Origin of the sequence: Halomonas sp. BL6 (genome assembly GCF_006228115.1) — a bacterium.
Lineage (GTDB): Bacteria > Pseudomonadota > Gammaproteobacteria > Pseudomonadales > Halomonadaceae > Vreelandella > Vreelandella piezotolerans.
This window is the reverse complement of the sequence record NZ_VDGL01000002.1, coordinates 661177-677826: the sequence shown is the minus strand read 5'-3', so window position 1 is coordinate 677826 and position 16650 is coordinate 661177. Positions and strand designations below refer to the sequence as shown.

Here is a 16650-nt window from a genome sequence, read left to right as displayed (position 1 = left end):
CAGAACTCTAACTTCCTGACAAACAAGAGGTTTTCCAACCTCATCACCGCTGGTAACGCTGGGCGTCCCCGGCAGCGGATGCGTACTTTACGGGCTCAAAGCCGGGTTGGCAAGGGCTAATTATCTAATAGTCGAAAAAAGTCTCGGCCAGATCATCTGTTCTCTCATATCAGGGGGCGGAAACCGCTTCGGCACGTCTGGTTTGGCGGTTACACTTAGCGCTTTATACGGCGGCCACCTTCACCCACGCCCACTAATGATGAGGTCCATGATGAGCCAGCACCTATTAACTGTCGATTCATTAAACCGCGATAGCGTCGATCACCTATTGCGCGTAGCAGCTCGCATGGAGCCGATTGCGAGTCGCCGTCAGGTGACGCGGGTGCTGGAAGGAGCGGTTCTGGGCAATTTGTTTTTCGAGGCGAGCACCCGTACGCGGGTGAGCTTCAATGCCGCCTTCTGCCGACTGGGGGGAAGCGTATGCGACACCACGGGCTTTACCTTCTCGTCCATGGCGAAAGGCGAGTCGCTGTACGACACCAGCCGCGTCATGAGCGGTTACTGCGATGCCATCGTCATGCGTCACCCTGACCAAGGGTCGGTCGCCGAATTTGCTGCGGCAACTCACGTTCCGGTCATCAACGGTGGCGACGGCCCAGGCGAACATCCCAGTCAGGCACTGTTGGATCTCTATACGATCGATAAGGAGTTTCAGCGGTTGGGCAAGCGCTTGAGCGGGGCACACATTCTGTTGACCGGTGATTTGAAGTACGGGCGTACGGTGCATTCGCTCATCAAGCTGCTGTCGCTCTATGACCCGCTGCGCATAACGCTGGTGTCCCCACCGGGGTTGGAGATGCCCACCCATCTGATCGATCTAGTGACGTCGCGCGGTCACCGCGTCGAACAGCGGGACTCGCTGGCCAGCGATTTCAGCGACCTGGACGTGGTGTACACCACACGTATTCAGAAGGAGCGTTTTACCGATGAGATGAACGAGAGCTTCCAGGGGCTCTCCGATGACTTCATGGTCAATCGTGATTTTCTTGACCAGCGTTGCAGCCAAAGCACGATCGTGATGCACCCGTTGCCCCGTGATAGCCGCCCGGGCGCCAACGACTTGAACGTCGATTTGAACGGCGACCCTCGGCTGGCGATTTTCCGCCAAACCGATAACGGTATTCCCATGCGGATGGCGATCTTTGCCACGCTGCTAAAAGTAGACGAGTTGATTGAAAAGGATCTGCGGCCCGTGCGTTGGTTTGTGCCATCACAAACCGGCACGCTGGACCGCTAATCGCGTTAATGTGTCGTGCGCCCGCCGGGAAGGCCTTCCTGGTGGGCGAACCAGCCTTCCAAAATCAGCACCGCCGCAATGCCATCCACGCTCTCTTCTCGGTAATTCCCTCGGTGCCCCGCCCCGTGGGCAATTCGCTTGGCTTCTTGGGTGGAACCACGCTCATCGACCATTTCGCATGGTTTGCCGTAGCGACCATGCAAACGGTTGCCGAACTTGCGCGCCCGCGTGCTCATGAGCGACTCGCTGCCATCCATATTGAGCGGCAAGCCGACGACGAACAGATCGGGCTGCCACTCGTCGATGAGGCGCGTGACCACGTTCCAGTCGGGTATACCGTCACGCGCAGGCAGCGGCGCCAGCTCCCGCGCACTGTGAAGCAGCTCGTTGCCCACGGCCACGCCGATGCGCCGCGTTCCAAAATCAAATGCCAAGATCAGACGCTGCCCGTTACTTGCCATGCGTCTTACGCCTCATCCAGCCACACGCTCACGCGTGCCCTGCATTGCGTGTCATGAGGTTTAGGTCGACCCCAAGGATACCTGCAGCGGCCGCAAGACGTTCAGCCGGTGGCGTATCAAAAAGCACGTTGCTGTGGCCCTCTACGGTGAGCCAGGCGTTCTCTTTCAACTCATCCTCTAATTGACCCACATCCCAACCGGCACAGCCCAAGCATACTAAGAAGTGCTCAGGTCCGTTACCATCGGCAAGCGCTTGGAGGATATCCATGGAGGTCGTCAGGGCAATGCCGTCTTCCACCTGAACGCTGGAGTCCCACGCCTGACTGTCGCCAACATGGAGAATGAAGCCGCGATCTTTATGCATCGGGCCACCGTAGTAGACCGGCGCATTGCGGTAGGGGCTGTCGTCGCCTCCCAATGAAAGCTGCTCGAACAGCGCATCCAGGGTGATTTCCATCGGGCGATTGACGATCACGCCCATGCAGCCGTTGTGGTCGTGATCACATAGATAAATCAGGCTGCCCGCGAAGTTGGGGTCTTCCAAGTGGGGCATCGCCATCAAAAAGTGGTGTTTTAAACTTTGCATGCGTCTCCTGCGGCTTGCCAATCGCTCGGCAAGCCTTGCGTCATAGGGCGGGTTGAGCCGTCACCGGTTAAGCCAAGCGACGCTCGATCGCGTCCAGCAGCATTCCGGCAATGTCGGTGCCGCGCTGGTCGTCGATTTCACGAACACAGGTAGGGCTCGTCACGTTGATTTCGGTGATATAGTCGCCAATCACGTCCAAACCGACGAACATCAGTCCTTTCTCGCGAATCATCGGCTGCACCTGCTGAATCAACCAGTGGTCGCGTTCGGTCAGTTCGCGACTCACGCCGCGCCCGCCGGCAGCCAGGTTGCCGCGGGTTTCGCCCGCCGAGGGAATGCGCGCAAGGCCAAACGGCACCGGTTCCCCATCGACCAAGAGAATCCGCGTATCGCCATCCTTTATGGCCGGCAGATAGCGCTGGGCCATGATTTGACGCTGACCGCGCAGCGTCAGCTGCTCGATCACCGCGCCAATGTTGCGGCCCTCGGGGCCGATATGAAAAATTCCTGTACCCCCCATGCCATCGAGCGGCTTGAAGATCACATCGCCATGCTCGGCATGGAACGCGCGCAGCACGTCATCGCGGCTGGCGACGACCGTCGGCGCGCAGCACTGGGGAAACTGCTGGGCAAAGAGCTTCTCGTTACACTGTAGCAGGGCTGCCGTGGGATTGACGATCAACACGCCCTCACGCTCGGCAAAGCCCAGCAGATGCACCGCGTTGATGAATTCGGCATCCACCGGCGGGTCTTTCCGCATCAGCACTACGTCCAGTTCGGCCAGCGGGCGTTGAGTCGCCTCGCCTAGGTCGTACCAGTGTTCGGGGTTTCGGTGCACTGTGAGAGGGCGCATCCGCGCATAGGCCTGGCCCGCTTGCAAGAAAAGATCCTCCTGCTCCATATAGTGAAGCGTGTAGCCACGCTCTTGGGCAGCCCACAGCATGGCCAAGGTAGTGTCTTTCTTGTACGCGATGTCGCTGATGGGATCCATCACCACACCGAGGTGCAACGTTGATTGGCTCATCGAAATACAGTCCATGCAGGATCAATAAGTCATCAGTATGCCGCACTGCAGGCACGGCTCCAACCGCGGCTATTGATCCGACGTATCGGAGAGCGCACCGGGTACCAGGCGGATCGCATCCGGCGCCAGGGTGATCAACTGCTGTTTATAGAGTCGGCCAATCGCCTGTTTATACGCGCTTTTGCTCACGCCCAGTCGCGTTTTGATATCGTGCGCCGAACTTTTATCACCTAACGGTAAATAGCCGCCGCTTTCGCGCAGCGCCTTCAGCACTTTATCCCCCACGACGTCCAGGCGTGCCGCGCCGGGCGGTAGCAGCGAGATATCCACGCGACCATCCTCGCGGCGCTGTTTCACAAAGCCTTTTAGCGACTGCCCACGACGCAGCGGCTGGGTAATGTCGTCCTGATAGATCAAACCCCAATAGCGGTGATTGACCACCACTTTCATGCCTAGGTCCGTGCGGTCGGCCACTACCAAATCGACTTCGTCGCCCTTCTCTAACGCCCAGGCGTCATCCGTCAGAAAACGATCGAGGCGCATGGTAGCGACCGGGCGCCCCTGATCGTCACTGTACAGCATCACCAACACCCGCTTGCCAGGGTCGGGGCGAAAACGCTGTTCGCTGTAAGGCAGCAGCACGTCTTTGGGCTGCCCCCAGCGCAAAAAGGCTCCGGTACTATTCACCGCCGTCACGGTTAAATAGGCCACATCGCCCAGCTGGGCCGACGCATCGCTGACAGATCGAGGGGTGGCGTGTGATTCACGGACCATGGGTGCTGTCCTTACTGGAAGTAGAACGTCATTATGGTACCTTGCCAAAGCTAGGCAAAGCGGCGTCGGATGAAGAGAGCGCCAGGTACAAAAAACCGCTGCCGAAGCAAACACGGCAGCGGCTTGATAGTAAGCGCTTACATATCGCCGAAGTGATGCTGTAGAAGCGTTAGCGCAACGACAGGGGCCGTTTCCGTACGCAGCACACGCGGGCCCAGCGTCAGAGGCATAAAGTGGCTGGCGGTCGCGGCCTGAATATCTGCCTCGCTCAAGCCGCCCTCCGGGCCGATCAGCAGCGCGGCAGACGCCGGGCACTCTGACTGAGCAAAGCCATTACCCGTCGCTAGGTGCAGCATCAAGCGCAGGGGCTCCTGGCGCTCGGCCAGCCACTCGCCTAACGTCTGCGGGGGGTGCACGGGTGGCACTACCGCCCGGCCGCTCTGCTCGCAGGCGCTGGCCGCCACGGCCTGCCAATGCGCCAGCTTCTTTTCTTCACGGTCGCCTTTCAAACGTACATCGCCCCGCTCGGTATAGAGCGGGGTAATCGCCGCCACGCCGAGTTCGACGGCTTTTTGAATGGCGTAATCCATGCGATCGCCCTTGGAAATCGCTTGCCCAAGATGCACCGCCAGCGGTGACTCGCCGCTACCCGCCCATACCGCTTCCACGGTCACGGTCGTCTGCTTGCGGCTCACCTCGGCTAACCGCACGCCTGCTTCTTGGCCACGGCCGTCGAATACGATCAGCGGCGCGCCTTCGCCCATACGCAGCACGCGAGTCACGTGCTTGGCCGGGCCGTCGGGCAGCGCTAGCGTCGTGCCCGCCAACAGCTCGGCAGGCACATAGAGACGGGGCATTTTACCGTGTCGGGCCTGCCAATCGGCGGCGGTCAGCGTGTCCGACATGGCTTAGTGCGTGTTCTCAGCCGCTTGGCTAGCCTGCTGCGCTTCGCGCTGCTTGCGCTGGGCATACATGGCTTCGAAGTTGACCGGTGCCAGCATCAGCGGCGGGAAACCGCCACGGTTGACCAGGTTATCGACGCACTCACGGGCATACGGGAACAGCAGATTGGGGCAGAACGCACCCAATGTCTGATCGAGCTGCGCGCCTTCGATACCCGCAATACGGAACAGGCCCGCCTGCTCGACTTCCGCCAAGAACGAGGTCGTGCCGGTTTCGCTGTCGTTGACCTGCGCGGTCACTTTCACCACGACTTCGTACTGGTCGTCGGCCACTTTCTGGCTGGTGGTGTTGAGGTCCAGGTTGACCTTGGGCTTGAACGCTTGCTTGAACACGGAGGGAGAGTTCGGCGCTTCGAAAGAGATGTCTTTCACGTAGATACGCTGTAACGAGAATTTCAGCTGAGGTTTTTCGCCTTCTGCGGCGCCTGCCTGCGGGGTGTTGTTATCTTCCGCCATGGGATACTCCTAATCGTTCTTCCATTAAAAAAGGTGCGGCGTTACCGCGACGTATGCTCTCGTTTACTTCTTGACCACCGGGAGGCCATCCGCCTGCCACTGCGCCATGCCACCACGCAGCTTCATCGCCCGCTCGAATCCGGCTTTGGCGAGCTTCGCTTGGGCAGCGCCAGAGCTTTGGCCATGCTTGCACACCACGATGATTGGCTGGCTTTTCACTTTATCCAGCTCGCTCATGCGGCTGTCGAGGCTGCTTTGGGGAATATTGCGAGCGCCAGCGATATGCCCGGCTTTGAAGTCTTTGCTCTCACGAATGTCCAGCACTACCGCATCTTCACGGTTGATGAGCTGAGTGGCCTGCGTGGAGGACACCGCATTCGAAGCGGCGCTGCGCGTTTCATAAACGATCCACGCTATGAGCACCAGCAAAAATGCCCCCACGAGGAGGGGGTGGTTCATTACGAATTCGAACAGCTGATCGATCATCGCGAACACAATCTCTTGGTCTATGCAGAAAAAAGCGGCCTAGCCGCCCTCAGAAACACGACGAGTATACACGTCACAGGGCATACCGCGCAGGCCATGACGCCCGACGGCTGCCTGCGTTATGATGCCCCAAGCGCGCGCCTGTCGCGACCCCGATTATCAGGTGCTGTCTGAAAACTGGTAGAGCCGCCCTCGCCAGGCTTTCAAACCGTACCTCACGTCGCTTGGCTGACCCACAAAAGAGGGATTCTTTCATGGCATCATCTGCACCGCGCCCCGTGGCGCTGATCATCCTAGACGGCTACGGCCACAACCCCGATAGCGCTCATAACGCCGTGGCAGCGGCCAACACACCGGTGATGGACGCACTGTGGGCCAACCGTCCCCACGCCTTCGTGCATACCGATGGCCGCCATGTCGGGCTCCCCGACGGGCAGATGGGTAATTCCGAAGTCGGCCATATGAACTTGGGGGCCGGACGCATCGTTTACCAGGACTTCACCCGCATCACCAAAGCCATCGAAGAGGGCGACCTGGACACCAACGAGGTGCTCACCAAGCCGATCGACGACGCCGTTGCCAATGGCCGCGCCGTGCATCTGCTCGGCTTGCTCTCACCAGGCGGCGTGCACAGCCACGAAGATCACTTCATCGCCCTGGCCGAGCTGGCAGCGCGGCGCGGTGCCCAGCGCATCTACGTGCACGCCTTTCTAGACGGTCGCGACATGCCCCCACAGAGCGCGTTGGCGTCCATCGAGCGCGCCAACGCACGGTTATCCGAACTCGTCGGCGCCGATAACGGTTTTGTCGCCTCCATCATTGGACGCTTCTTCGCCATGGACCGCGACAACCGCTGGGAGCGCGTCGAGCAAGCCTACCGGTTGCTCACCGGCGGCCACGCGGAGTACACGGCCACCAGCGCGGAAAGCGGCTTGCGTGATGCTTACGAGCGCGGTGAAACCGACGAATTCGTGGCCGCAACCAGCGTGCCGGTCAACGGTCATGCCGTGACGTTACACGATGGCGACGCGGCGATCTTTATGAATTTTCGCTCCGACCGCGCCCGCGAACTCACGCGCGCCTTTACCGAATCGGGGTTTACCGGCTTCGAACGTCAGGCACGCCCAACGCTGGCAGGCGATGGTTTGGTGATGATGACCCAGTATGCCGCCGACATCGATGCGCCTGCCGCGTTTCCGCCCACCGATCTCACCGATACGCTGGGTGAGGTAGTGGCCAAGCGCGGCCTCACTCAGTTACGCATTGCGGAAACGGAGAAGTACCCCCACGTAACGTTCTTCTTCTCTGGCGGTAACGAGGCCGAGTACGAAGGGGAAGAGCGCATTTTGGTGCCCTCCCCTCGCGACGTCAAAACCTACGACGAAAAGCCCGAAATGAGTGCGTTCGAGATCACCGACAAGCTCGTTGAAGCGATCGATAGCGGCCGTTTCGATCTCATGGTGTGTAACTACGCCAACGGCGACATGGTCGGCCACACCGGGGATTTCGATGCCGCCGTGAAAGCGATCGAGACCGTCGACATTTGCGTTGGTCGCGTGGTGGAGGCCATCGAGCGCGCAGGCGGTGCCTGCCTGATTACCGCCGATCACGGCAATGCCGAACAGATGGTCCACCCGGACACCGGCGCCCCACAAACCGCACACACCACCTTCGTGGTGCCTCTGGTATACGTGGGTGAGCGGGCGGCAGAGCTCGACGACGGCCGCCTGTGCGACCTGGCCCCCACGCTGCTGACCATGATGGACCAGCCGCAGCCTGAGGCGATGACGGGCAAGCCGCTGCTGCGTTTTACCTAATGCCCATGTGGCGACCACTCGCCCTCGCCGCTCTGCTGCTGGCCTTGAGCCAGCAGCCCGCCTTGGCGCAGCAGAACGAACGCGCCGCCCGGGAGCAACTCGACGCGCTCGGGCAGGAGATCGACGCCATGGCCGAGCGGCTCAGCGCGACCGGTCAAGCCCGCGATAGCGCTCAACGCGAGCTGCAGGCCGTGGAAACCGAGCTCGCCGAGACGCACCAGCGGCTGGATCAACTTCAGGCCGAGCGGCGTCAACTCAACGATGAAACTACTCAATTACGCCAACATCGCGAACGCTTGCAGAGCGAACGGGAGTCTCAGTATCAGGCGCTCGGTCAGCAGCTCGCCGCGCTCTACCGGTTAGGGCCGACGCCCCAACTCAAGCTGCTGCTCAATCAAAGCGACCCTGCCGAACTGGACCGCATGCAGGCCTACTTGAATCGGCTGACGCAGGCGCGCCAGCAGCGTCTCACCGATATTGCGCGGCTGGACACGGCGCTTGCCGATACCGAACGGGCACTGGCGGAGCGCCAAGCGCGTTTGGATACGTTGGCGAACGAGCTGGAAACCCAAAGCGCTCTGCTCGCCGAGCGCACCGAAGCGCGCCGTGGCGTGGTGGAGACGCTGGATGACCGCTACGGGAGCGAGGCGGACCGACTGGCCGACCTGAACCAGAGTCGCGAACAGGCCGAGCAACAGCTCCGCGCGATTCAGGCCGAACTGGCCCGCATGGCAGAGCCCACGCCCACCACGCACATCACCCGCACGCAAGGGGATTTGCCTTGGCCCGTGCAAGGCAGCATCACCGCCAGCTTTCAGCGGCGGAACGGGGTTCACTACAACGGCATCGTGATTCAGGCCAGCGAAGGCACGGCGGTCACGGCGGTTCATTCGGGCCGTGTGGTGTTTGCCGACTGGATGCGAGGGTTCGGTAACTTATTGATCATCGACCACGGCGATCAGATCATGACGCTGTATGCGCACCTGCAACAGTTCAGCGCCCGTCCCGGTCAACAGGTGAGTCGTGGCGATGCCATAGGCCGAGTGGGCAATAGTGGAGGACAATCCCGACCCGCCCTCTATTTCGAAGTGCGACGAGGCGGAGAACCTATTAATCCGCAACGTTGGATTGCGCGCCGTTGACGGGATAAGCTGGTGCTACTCTCTTTATAGTCACGTTCTTTATTGTCGCTCTCTTTACCATGAACCTCACAACCCGTGCAGTGCCACTGGCACTGCCTTTCGCCTAGCGGAGTCCGCATGACGCTATCTGTTACCGAGGTATCGGCCCCTGCCAAGCGCTTATTGGCCACCCTGCTACCGCTCGCGCTGCTGGCGGCCCCGCTCCCTCTGGCAGCCCAGCCGTCGAACAGCGCCGCTGATGATCTGCCGTTGGAAGAGATTCAAACGTTCGCCGAGGTCTTCGAGCGTATCAAGCGCGGCTACGTCGAAGAGGTCGACGACCGTACGCTGCTGCGTAACGCCATGCGGGGCATGCTCAGCGAGCTCGACCCTCATTCGGCCTACTTGGATGAAGAGGAGTACCAAAGCCTGCGGGAGTCTACCCAAGGCGAGTTTGGCGGCATCGGTATCGAAGTCGGCACCCAAAATGGCCAACTGATGGTCGTCACGCCCATCGATGACACGCCCGCCTCCCGGGCAGGCCTGCTGTCTCAGGACATCATTGTGGCCATCGATGGCACCCCCACCGATAGCCTCTCACTGCAGGAAGCCGTCAATCTGATGCGCGGTGAGCCAGGCACCACGCTGCGCCTGACGATTTTGCGTTCTGGCGAAGAGGCACCACGGGAGTTTACCCTCACCCGTGAAGTGATCCGCAGTGAGAGCGTCAAACAGGAGACGCTGGAACCCGGCTACGGCTATTTACGCATTAGCCAATTCCAGTCCCGCACGCCCGAGCAGGCTCGCCGAGCCTTGGAGCGCATGGCGCGAGAGCAGCCTCTGGAAGGGTTGATTCTCGATTTGCGCAATAATCCTGGCGGCGTCTTGCAGGCAGCGGTCGGCGTGGCCGATCTGTTCCTCGATGACGGGCTCATCGTCTATACCGAAGGACGTCTTTCGGACACCGAGATGTCGTTTTCGGCGTCTCCCGACACCCCCGCCGGTGACGTGCCGCTCGTGGTCCTCATCAATAGCGGTAGCGCGTCGGCTGCGGAAATCGTCGCGGGCGCCCTGCAAGACCAGCGCCGGGGTGTCATCATGGGAACAGAAAGCTTCGGTAAAGGCTCCGTGCAGCAGATCATGCCGCTGGGCAATGGCGAAGGCTTAAAGCTGACAACCGCGCTGTACTACACCCCCAATGGCCGCTCGATCCAGGCGCAAGGTATCGAACCCGACGTAGAAGTGGTGCGTGGCCGCCTGGAAGTGGCGGAGGCGCGACGCGCCATTCGTGAGGCGGACTTGGACGGACACCTCGGTAGCCAAAGCGACATGCCTCCCGAGCGTGCCGCCATGTCTCAGCGGTTACGCGACGACTACCAGCTTAGCGAGGCGCTTAATTTGCTGAAAGCGCTGAACGTCGTGGATCGCCGCCGCGGCTAACGGCAGGAGATCGGCAGGCGACCCCGCTCTCCGGTCGCCTGCCGCATCACCAAGCGCTTAAGCGGTACGAACTTGTTCATGCCGCTCATCCCGACGTTGCGCGCCAGCGTCAGCACCGGCTGCTGGCTACCAAACAGCTGCTTGAAGCCTTTCATCAGCCCCAGCATGGTGGCGTTATCCAAACGCCTTCGACGCTCGAAACGGCTGAGTGTCGTTACGTTGCCCCAGGGCGCGCCGCGCCGCCACGCCCCAACGACTTCTTCCGCCAATACCGCAGCGTCCATCAAGCCCAAATTAACGCCCTGCCCGGCCAGCGGATGCAGACTGTGGGCGGCATCACCTACCAACGCGAAGTTGGGCTGCACATAATGCTGGGCGTGGCGCTGGACCAGCGGGAAACGGTAGGCACGATCCACAGGCACGACCTCCCCCAAACGATGCTCGAACGCCTCGCCGAGCGCCTTCCCCAGCGCTTCTGGCGAGTGCTCGGTCAGCCCTTGGGCATGCTCGGGCGTGGTGGACCAGACAATGGAACAGTAGCGGTCGTCTCCGTTCACGGTGAGCGGTAAGAACGCCAGCGGACGGCCGCCCAGGAAAGCTTGTCGTGCGGTACCGCCGTGGGGATGAGTACAGCGCACCGTGGTGACCACCGCCTCTTGCGCCATCGACTCCTCGGCCACCGGGATGCCCGCTAGCGCTCGTAGCGCAGAGCGCGCGCCATCGGCGGCGACGAGCAGCGGCGTCTGTAGCTGCCTGCCATCGTCGAGCACCAGCCAGCGGCCACGCGCCGTGGTTTGCAGCGCCTCCACCCGCACACCATCCAACCGCGTCAACGTCGGCTGCTTGGCCACTTGCTCGTTAAGCGCCGCCAGCGTCACCTCGTTCTCGACGATGTGCCCCAGCGTGGCGGTGCCTGCCTCGTCGGCCGAAAAACGAATACGACCGCTGCCCTCGGCATCCCACACCTCCATGTACCGGTAAGGTGTGACGCGCGCCGCCTCCATGGCGGGCCAAGCCCCCAAATGGGTGAGCAGCCGCTGTGACACCGGCGTCAGTGCGCTAACGCGTGGGGCGGGAACTCCGTCGGCCACATCCTGCAAGCGCAGCGGTGACGGCTTGGCTTCTACTAGCGCCACCTGCATACCCGCCTCGGCCAATAGCCCGGCCAGCGCCGTGCCCACCATGCCCGCTCCTACGATCACGGCATCGAAAGGGATGATGGAAGGCTTAGCCGCGTCTGCTGACGTAGTCATAACACTCCTTGGCTTGGGTAGATGAGAGCCATCGTTGAGGGATTCGTGCGCTGTCGCCGCGCATCAGCGTTCTAGCCCCATAGCTCGGCGTGCCAAACGGCGGCGCAGCGGGCCGATCAAATTGAGGCCTATCAGCCCTGCTCCCCGCGCGTGCGGTAGCAGCGGCAGCGAGTAGCCAAACAGGCGCACCAAGCCATCGCTAAAACGAATCACGTTGGCGCGGTCTTGAGCTCGGCGTCGCTCGAACGCCTGCAGCGTCGCCATATCTCCCAGGGCGCGCTGCTGCTCGGCACCTTGGGCAAGGGCTTCGACCAAATCCATCACCGAGCGCAGCGCCAGGTTGAAGCCTTGGCCTGCCACAGGATGCAGCGCATGGGCGGCATTGCCTAACACAGCCAAGCCGGGCCGCACGGGCTCCTCCGCGGTCACTAGCGAGAGCGGATAGCTAAACCGCTGGCCCACCTTGGTAAATCGGCCGACCCGGTCGCCGAACGCCCGCTGAAGCGCTCTCAAGAACGCCGCGTCAGACAGCGCCATTCGAGCGGTTTCGCTACCGCTGGCGTGCGTCCAGACCAGCTCCATGGCTTGACCTGGCAACGGCAGTAGTGCAATGGGTCCTTCCGAGGTAAAGCGCTCGTAGGCAATGCCCTGGTGGGGCTGACTGATGCCCACATGGGCAATCACGGCGGTTTGTTCATAAGAGTGGCGGCGACTGGCGATACCGAGCTGCTCTTTCAACCCAGAGCGGCCGCCATCGGCCAAAATGGTCAACGCCGCCGTCAGCTCACTGCCATCGGAAAGCCGTAAATGGTGGCCGCTGGCCGTGGGCGTTAACCGTGCCACCGTGGCCGGACAGTGCCACTCGATAGGCAGTTGCTGCAGCTTCTGATGCAGCACTCGCCCCATCCAGGCATTGGGAATCACGTGCCCCAAGGCAGCAACGCCTAGCTCTTGCGCATTGAGGCGCGTCGCGCCCAACCGGCCCCGCTCGCTGATATGGATACGCTGAATCGGCGTGGCCTCGGCCTGCATCGCTTCCCACACCCCTAGCTGACGAAAGCGCTGGGCCGAGCCTTCGGCGATGGCACTCGCCCGGGCATCGAAGCTCGGTTGCCACGTCGCGCCTTCCGTACTTTGCGATAGCGCATTGGCTTCGATGATGGCGACCCGCCAGCCATAGCGCTCGATGAGCGGTGCCAATGCACAGCCCAAACTGGCCCCCACCAACCCACCGCCCACGATCACGACGTCATGGGTGGGCGACGGCGCTTGTGGACGTGATTCCTGCTCAGCCCTATACATTGGCCTCTCCTCCTTCATACAGCGCGACCACAGCGATTCGTAATTCCGTAATGTAGATTACATAAACTTCCAGGCGTCTAACGAAGCTGATTATTTATTAGCCATTAGTTTCTCGATATCTTCCACCTGCTTCGGTACGTCGGCGGTCAAAATGTCATGGCCCTGTTCGGTGACCACTACGTTATCCTCGATACGAATGCCGATACCGCGATAAGCTTCTGGAATATCGTCGTCGCAGGGAATGTAAAGACCGGGTTCGACGGTCAGCACCATGCCTGGCATCAGTGGCCGTGGTGTGGCCTCATCGAGGCGATAGGTACCTACGTCGTGCACATCCAGTCCTAACCAGTGAGACGTGGAGTGAAGGTAGAAGCGCCGGTAGCTCTCGTCATCGATACGCGCTTGCACGTCGCCCGTCAGCAGGCCTACCTCGATGAGGCCAGCGGTAAGGTCCTCCACAACGCCTTGGTGGATATCTGCTAGCGTAGCGCCTGGAGCAATGGCTTTCACCGCCCGCTCCTGTGCGCCTAACACCACGTGGTAGAGTTCCCGCTGGGCGTCGTTGAAGCGCCCACCGACCGGAAAGGTGCGTGTGATGTCGCCTGCGTAGAGATCGAATTCCGCCCCAGCATCGATCAGTACGAGCGTGTTCTCTTCCAGCACATCGCTGTTTTCAATATAGTGCAGCACGCAGGCATTGGCCCCGCCGCCCACGATAGTGCTGTAGGCTGGCCCGCTAGCCCCGTGCCAAACAAAGGTGTGTTCCAGCTCGGCCTGGAGCTGATACTCATACACTCCTGCCTGGCAGGTGCGCATGGCGCGAACATGGGCCTGAGCGGAAATCGCCGCCGCATGGCGCAAAAGCGCAATTTCGGCGGGGCTTTTGATCAGGCGCATTTCGTGAATCAGCGGGCGGCTATCCAACCAACCCTTCAACGGCGGTTTGCCCCGACGCATACCCGACTGAGCCTGAGCCAGCGCTTCTTTGGCAATGCCCAGCGCGTCGGGGTTATCCAGCGGCGCATAGAGCAGCTCAAGACCTTCGAGCAGCGAGGGTAGCCGTGCGTCGCGCTCGGCATTTTCGAATGCCTGGTCGAGACCATGCTGGCTGACAACGCCCTGAGCCCCTAGCCGACGGCCGGTCCAAGCTTCCAGATGGGGGTCGCGATCTTGGCAGAACACCACGCTTTGCCCTTCGCCACGGCCCGGCAACAGCACCAGTAGCGCGTCCGGCTCCTGAAAGCCGGTCAAATAGTAAAAGTCGCTCTGCTGGCGGAACGGGTACTCGCTGTCGTGGGAGCGAGTCACCAAGGACGCCCCAGGCACCAGCAGCGCCGCATGGCTTGGCAGCTTGGCCAGCAGCGACGCTCGGCGCTGACGGTACTCTTCAGGCGAAATGGCAGCAGGGCGAGGCAATGGCTTGGGCATAACGGCTCCTATCGCGTGGTGGCTCAATGAACGGGGGCGTCGGTTTGCTCTACTTGGGGCTGACCGGGATGCTGTTCGGTGTAGAGCAACATGGCCGCCATTCGCGCGTGTTCCGTCAGCGCAAACAGGTCGTTCTCGTTCTCCGGGCTATCGTCGATGTCGGTCTCGATCTGGCCGAGGCCTTCCAGATCATCGATCGCTTCTTTCAAGGTCTGCGACCAGCGCTCCCGAAGCGCGTCGTCGACGACGTCCTCGATGACTTCCATGAAGCCCAACGTCCACTCTTTCAGCCCTTGCGCCTGCTCGGCAAGAGAGAACAGCTCGTCGGGCAGCAGCGGTGCGTAATTCATGTCGCTCGCGCTCAGCGCTTCCAACGTCTGGCGGCGCCAGCCCAACAGGCGCTCGGCGCTAGCCTGATCACGGGGTTGCTCGACCCCCAGGCTTAGACACACTTCTTCCAGCCATGCGTCGGCAGTGACATCCCGCAGTGCCAACAAGCCGCACAGCCGTCCGTCCAGAAAGGCAGGAGACTGCATACTGCCGTGGAGTAAAAATACATCCGCTACGTCAGAAAAATCCTGCCGTTCGTCAATCAATGACATGATTCTTGCTCGCTTTACCAAAGATAAGGGTATGACCAAAGGGATAGGGCGGGAAGCCTTCGCGTTGACCCCGCACAAGCGGCTCTCTTATAGTGAACGCCGTCTATCCTTCCTATGTAGTGATGTTAACGCATCGGGACCCTTGCTGGCCCGTGCTGGAGTCTTTGATGAGTCACGCAAAGCGGCCAACGAAAGAGATTACCCTACTGGGTCGCAGCTATATGATTGCTTGCGACACCGGCGAAGAAGCCCAGCTCGAACGCGCTGCTCGCTATTTGGACCGCGCGATGCACGGCATACACGCCCAAAGCAGCGTCCTGGGAAGTGAGCGCATCGCCATCATGGCCGCGCTCAATATTACCCATGAATTGCTAGAAGCGCTGGATGAGCACCGGGCCGGTGAAGCCAATCTGAACCGTTTGAGCGAGCGGCTCGAGCGTGCTCTAGCGGGCACTCGGCGCAATGCGCCTTGAACCACGCCTTCTTGCAACCGAGACTTTGGCATTAGCTGCGGCTCTGTTAGGATAGCGGTGTTCTCTGGGATGTACGCCAGTCGTTATAGTCCCTCGAGCCTATGCGCAGTACCCAGGGGGCCAAATGCTAGCCAGACCCGTGTGCATGTCCGTGCGTCGGAAAGCCTGACGGTTTGGCTGCGGCCACCCACCTGAACCAGTAGGTTCAGGGCCAGAACGACAGCGGCATTCTGGGGAACACTTTGCCATGACGTCTTATGAGATGAGCCTTACCTCACCTAATGACAAGCCAGCCCTCCGGCGCGAGCTGAAACGTCGTCGTCGCGCGCTCTCCGCCGAACAGCAGCGGCAAGCCGCCTTGGCGCTATGCCAGCGCTTGAAGCAGCTCCCTGAAATCCGTCGCGCCAAGCGCATCAGCCTCTACCTGCCGGTCAATAGCGAGATTGACCCTACGCCACTCATTCCTTGGCTACGCAAACGGCGTGTGGCCATCTACTTGCCCGTGCTTCGCCCGTTTAGCGCCAACAGCCTTTGGTTCGTGGCGTACGACGCCAACACCCCCATGATCCACAATCGCTTCGGTATTGCCGAACCTTGTCCGCGATTTGCCGTTCAGCGCCGCCATCGACTGCCCGCCTGGGCACTGGACACGCTCATCGTGCCGCTAGTGGGTTTCGATCGTCAGGCGAATCGAATGGGCATGGGCGGTGGATTTTACGACCGCAGCTTGTCGTTCATGCGTCATCCCGGGCCAGCCCCTGCGCTGATTGGCGTGGCTCATGCCTGTCAGCAAGTAGCATCGCTGCCCGTTGAACCTTGGGATATTCCTCTCACTGCGGTCGCCAGCGATACCGGCGTGGTACGCCCAATAAAAACGGGCTGATCACAAGGATCAGCCCGTTTTTATTGTCTATTCACCCAGTAGGTGCAGCATGGTTGCCAAGGACGCTCACATTAACCGTTGGTTAACTTCCTGATAGCGCCTGTGCATATCCAGTGGCTAATACGCCGAGTAAAAACACCACTGTTAACGCCATCACCATATCAGGCTTTCTACGCCGCATGCCTCTTCTCCAACGTCTTTCGCAGTTGCCAAATACCCTTAAGTGCGCCACCAAACTTTTCATGTCGAGAAGATGACACACCTCATTAATTTCGTTCACGACTA

The 16650-nt window shown here is 60.8% G+C and carries 17 protein-coding genes and 1 other RNA gene; 7 read left to right on the top strand and 11 right to left on the bottom strand.

Annotation, left to right across the window (positions count from 1 at the left end; all coding sequences use genetic code 11):
• Window positions 1-271 precede the first annotated feature (271 nt).
• The gene (gene pyrB, locus FHJ80_RS06725) at window positions 272-1297 is read left to right on the top strand and encodes an aspartate carbamoyltransferase (protein ID WP_139526262.1); all 1026 of its coding nucleotides are present in this window, start codon (window positions 272-274) and stop codon (window positions 1295-1297) included.
• Between the two features lie 5 nt (window positions 1298-1302).
• Here pyrB and ruvX read toward each other — a convergent pair whose 3' ends face one another.
• The 7 genes from ruvX to FHJ80_RS06690 form a co-directional block, all read right to left on the bottom strand.
• The gene (gene ruvX / locus FHJ80_RS06720; RefSeq protein WP_139526211.1) at window positions 1303-1758 is read right to left on the bottom strand and encodes a Holliday junction resolvase RuvX; all 456 of its coding nucleotides are present in this window, start codon (window positions 1756-1758) and stop codon (window positions 1303-1305) included.
• 28 nt (window positions 1759-1786) lie between these two features.
• Window positions 1787-2344 (bottom strand): YqgE/AlgH family protein, encoded by a 558-nt coding sequence (locus tag FHJ80_RS06715; protein WP_139526210.1) that lies wholly within the window; start codon window positions 2342-2344, stop codon window positions 1787-1789.
• Window positions 2345-2411: 67 nt separating this feature from the next.
• On the bottom strand, window positions 2412-3368 hold the full coding sequence (gene gshB / locus FHJ80_RS06710; RefSeq protein WP_139526209.1) for a glutathione synthase: 957 nt from the start codon (window positions 3366-3368) through the stop codon (window positions 2412-2414).
• Between the two features lie 69 nt (window positions 3369-3437).
• A complete protein-coding gene (locus tag FHJ80_RS06705) occupies window positions 3438-4142 on the bottom strand; it encodes a S1 RNA-binding domain-containing protein (protein ID WP_139526208.1) in 705 nt (234 codons plus the stop codon).
• A 137-nt stretch (window positions 4143-4279) separates the two neighbouring features.
• Window positions 4280-5047: a 16S rRNA (uracil(1498)-N(3))-methyltransferase gene (locus FHJ80_RS06700; protein ID WP_139526207.1), complete on the bottom strand. Its 768-nt coding sequence runs from the start codon at window positions 5045-5047 to the stop codon at window positions 4280-4282.
• A 3-nt stretch (window positions 5048-5050) separates the two neighbouring features.
• Complete coding sequence (secB, locus tag FHJ80_RS06695; RefSeq protein ID WP_139526206.1) at window positions 5051-5560, bottom strand: protein-export chaperone SecB; 510 nt, start codon at window positions 5558-5560, stop codon at window positions 5051-5053.
• 63 nt (window positions 5561-5623) lie between these two features.
• Window positions 5624-6046, bottom strand: a complete 423-nt coding sequence (locus FHJ80_RS06690; RefSeq protein ID WP_139526205.1) for a rhodanese-like domain-containing protein — start codon at window positions 6044-6046, stop codon at window positions 5624-5626.
• Window positions 6047-6300: 254 nt separating this feature from the next.
• Here FHJ80_RS06690 and gpmI point away from each other — a divergent pair, with 254 nt between their 5' ends.
• The 3 genes from gpmI (at window position 6301) to FHJ80_RS06675 (ending at window position 10424) form a co-directional block, all read left to right on the top strand.
• Entirely contained in the window at window positions 6301-7863 is a 1563-nt protein-coding gene (gpmI, locus tag FHJ80_RS06685) for a 2,3-bisphosphoglycerate-independent phosphoglycerate mutase (protein ID WP_139526204.1), read from the top strand.
• Window positions 7863-9005, top strand: a complete 1143-nt coding sequence (locus FHJ80_RS06680) for a murein hydrolase activator EnvC (RefSeq protein ID WP_139526203.1) — start codon at window positions 7863-7865, stop codon at window positions 9003-9005. The genes gpmI and FHJ80_RS06680 overlap by 1 nt, the downstream gene beginning before the upstream one ends.
• A gap of 117 nt (window positions 9006-9122) precedes the next feature.
• Complete coding sequence (locus FHJ80_RS06675) at window positions 9123-10424, top strand: S41 family peptidase (protein ID WP_139526202.1); 1302 nt, start codon at window positions 9123-9125, stop codon at window positions 10422-10424.
• Here the strand turns inward: FHJ80_RS06675 and FHJ80_RS06670 are convergent.
• The 4 genes from FHJ80_RS06670 to FHJ80_RS06655 all read right to left on the bottom strand — a co-directional run bounded on the left by FHJ80_RS06670 (window position 10421) and on the right by FHJ80_RS06655 (window position 15009).
• Window positions 10421-11677, bottom strand: coding sequence for a UbiH/UbiF/VisC/COQ6 family ubiquinone biosynthesis hydroxylase (locus FHJ80_RS06670; protein WP_139526201.1), 1257 nt, complete (start codon window positions 11675-11677; stop codon window positions 10421-10423). The two genes, FHJ80_RS06675 and FHJ80_RS06670, sit on opposite strands and share 4 nt — an antisense overlap.
• Window positions 11678-11740: 63 nt before the next feature.
• Complete coding sequence (ubiH, locus tag FHJ80_RS06665) at window positions 11741-12979, bottom strand: 2-octaprenyl-6-methoxyphenyl hydroxylase (RefSeq protein WP_139526200.1); 1239 nt, start codon at window positions 12977-12979, stop codon at window positions 11741-11743.
• Window positions 12980-13069: 90 nt separating this feature from the next.
• Window positions 13070-14407, bottom strand: coding sequence for a Xaa-Pro aminopeptidase (gene pepP / locus FHJ80_RS06660; protein ID WP_139526199.1), 1338 nt, complete (start codon window positions 14405-14407; stop codon window positions 13070-13072).
• Between the two features lie 23 nt (window positions 14408-14430).
• Window positions 14431-15009, bottom strand: a complete 579-nt coding sequence (locus FHJ80_RS06655) for a UPF0149 family protein (protein WP_139526198.1) — start codon at window positions 15007-15009, stop codon at window positions 14431-14433.
• Window positions 15010-15176: 167 nt separating this feature from the next.
• Between FHJ80_RS06655 and FHJ80_RS06650 the strand changes: the two genes are divergently transcribed.
• The 3 genes from FHJ80_RS06650 to FHJ80_RS06640 all read left to right on the top strand — a co-directional run bounded on the left by FHJ80_RS06650 (window position 15177) and on the right by FHJ80_RS06640 (window position 16365).
• Complete coding sequence (locus tag FHJ80_RS06650; protein ID WP_139526197.1) at window positions 15177-15482, top strand: cell division protein ZapA; 306 nt, start codon at window positions 15177-15179, stop codon at window positions 15480-15482.
• 58 nt (window positions 15483-15540) lie between these two features.
• A non-coding RNA gene (ssrS, locus tag FHJ80_RS06645) (6S RNA) lies at window positions 15541-15723 on the top strand.
• 6 nt (window positions 15724-15729) lie between these two features.
• Entirely contained in the window at window positions 15730-16365 is a 636-nt protein-coding gene (locus tag FHJ80_RS06640; protein ID WP_231125627.1) for a 5-formyltetrahydrofolate cyclo-ligase, read from the top strand.
• Window positions 16366-16650: the final 285 nt, after the last annotated feature.

Bases quoted from the DNA above. Each gene is read 5' to 3' on its own strand.
- pyrB (WP_139526262.1), top strand. From the start codon at position 272: ATGAGCCAGCACCTATTAACTGTCGATTCATTAAACCGCGATAGCGTC.
- ruvX (WP_139526211.1), bottom strand. From the start codon at position 1,758: ATGGCAAGTAACGGGCAGCGTCTGATCTTGGCATTTGATTTTGGAACG.
- FHJ80_RS06715 (WP_139526210.1), bottom strand. From the start codon at position 2,344: ATGCAAAGTTTAAAACACCACTTTTTGATGGCGATGCCCCACTTGGAA.
- gshB (WP_139526209.1), bottom strand. From the start codon at position 3,368: ATGAGCCAATCAACGTTGCACCTCGGTGTGGTGATGGATCCCATCAGC.
- FHJ80_RS06705 (WP_139526208.1), bottom strand. From the start codon at position 4,142: ATGGTCCGTGAATCACACGCCACCCCTCGATCTGTCAGCGATGCGTCG.
- FHJ80_RS06700 (WP_139526207.1), bottom strand. From the start codon at position 5,047: ATGTCGGACACGCTGACCGCCGCCGATTGGCAGGCCCGACACGGTAAA.
- secB (WP_139526206.1), bottom strand. From the start codon at position 5,560: ATGGCGGAAGATAACAACACCCCGCAGGCAGGCGCCGCAGAAGGCGAA.
- FHJ80_RS06690 (WP_139526205.1), bottom strand. From the start codon at position 6,046: ATGATCGATCAGCTGTTCGAATTCGTAATGAACCACCCCCTCCTCGTG.
- gpmI (WP_139526204.1), top strand. From the start codon at position 6,301: ATGGCATCATCTGCACCGCGCCCCGTGGCGCTGATCATCCTAGACGGC.
- FHJ80_RS06680 (WP_139526203.1), top strand. From the start codon at position 7,863: ATGCCCATGTGGCGACCACTCGCCCTCGCCGCTCTGCTGCTGGCCTTG.
- FHJ80_RS06675 (WP_139526202.1), top strand. From the start codon at position 9,123: ATGACGCTATCTGTTACCGAGGTATCGGCCCCTGCCAAGCGCTTATTG.
- FHJ80_RS06670 (WP_139526201.1), bottom strand. From the start codon at position 11,677: ATGACTACGTCAGCAGACGCGGCTAAGCCTTCCATCATCCCTTTCGAT.
- ubiH (WP_139526200.1), bottom strand. From the start codon at position 12,979: ATGTATAGGGCTGAGCAGGAATCACGTCCACAAGCGCCGTCGCCCACC.
- pepP (WP_139526199.1), bottom strand. From the start codon at position 14,407: ATGCCCAAGCCATTGCCTCGCCCTGCTGCCATTTCGCCTGAAGAGTAC.
- FHJ80_RS06655 (WP_139526198.1), bottom strand. From the start codon at position 15,009: ATGTCATTGATTGACGAACGGCAGGATTTTTCTGACGTAGCGGATGTA.
- FHJ80_RS06650 (WP_139526197.1), top strand. From the start codon at position 15,177: ATGAGTCACGCAAAGCGGCCAACGAAAGAGATTACCCTACTGGGTCGC.
- FHJ80_RS06640 (WP_231125627.1), top strand. From the start codon at position 15,730: ATGACGTCTTATGAGATGAGCCTTACCTCACCTAATGACAAGCCAGCC.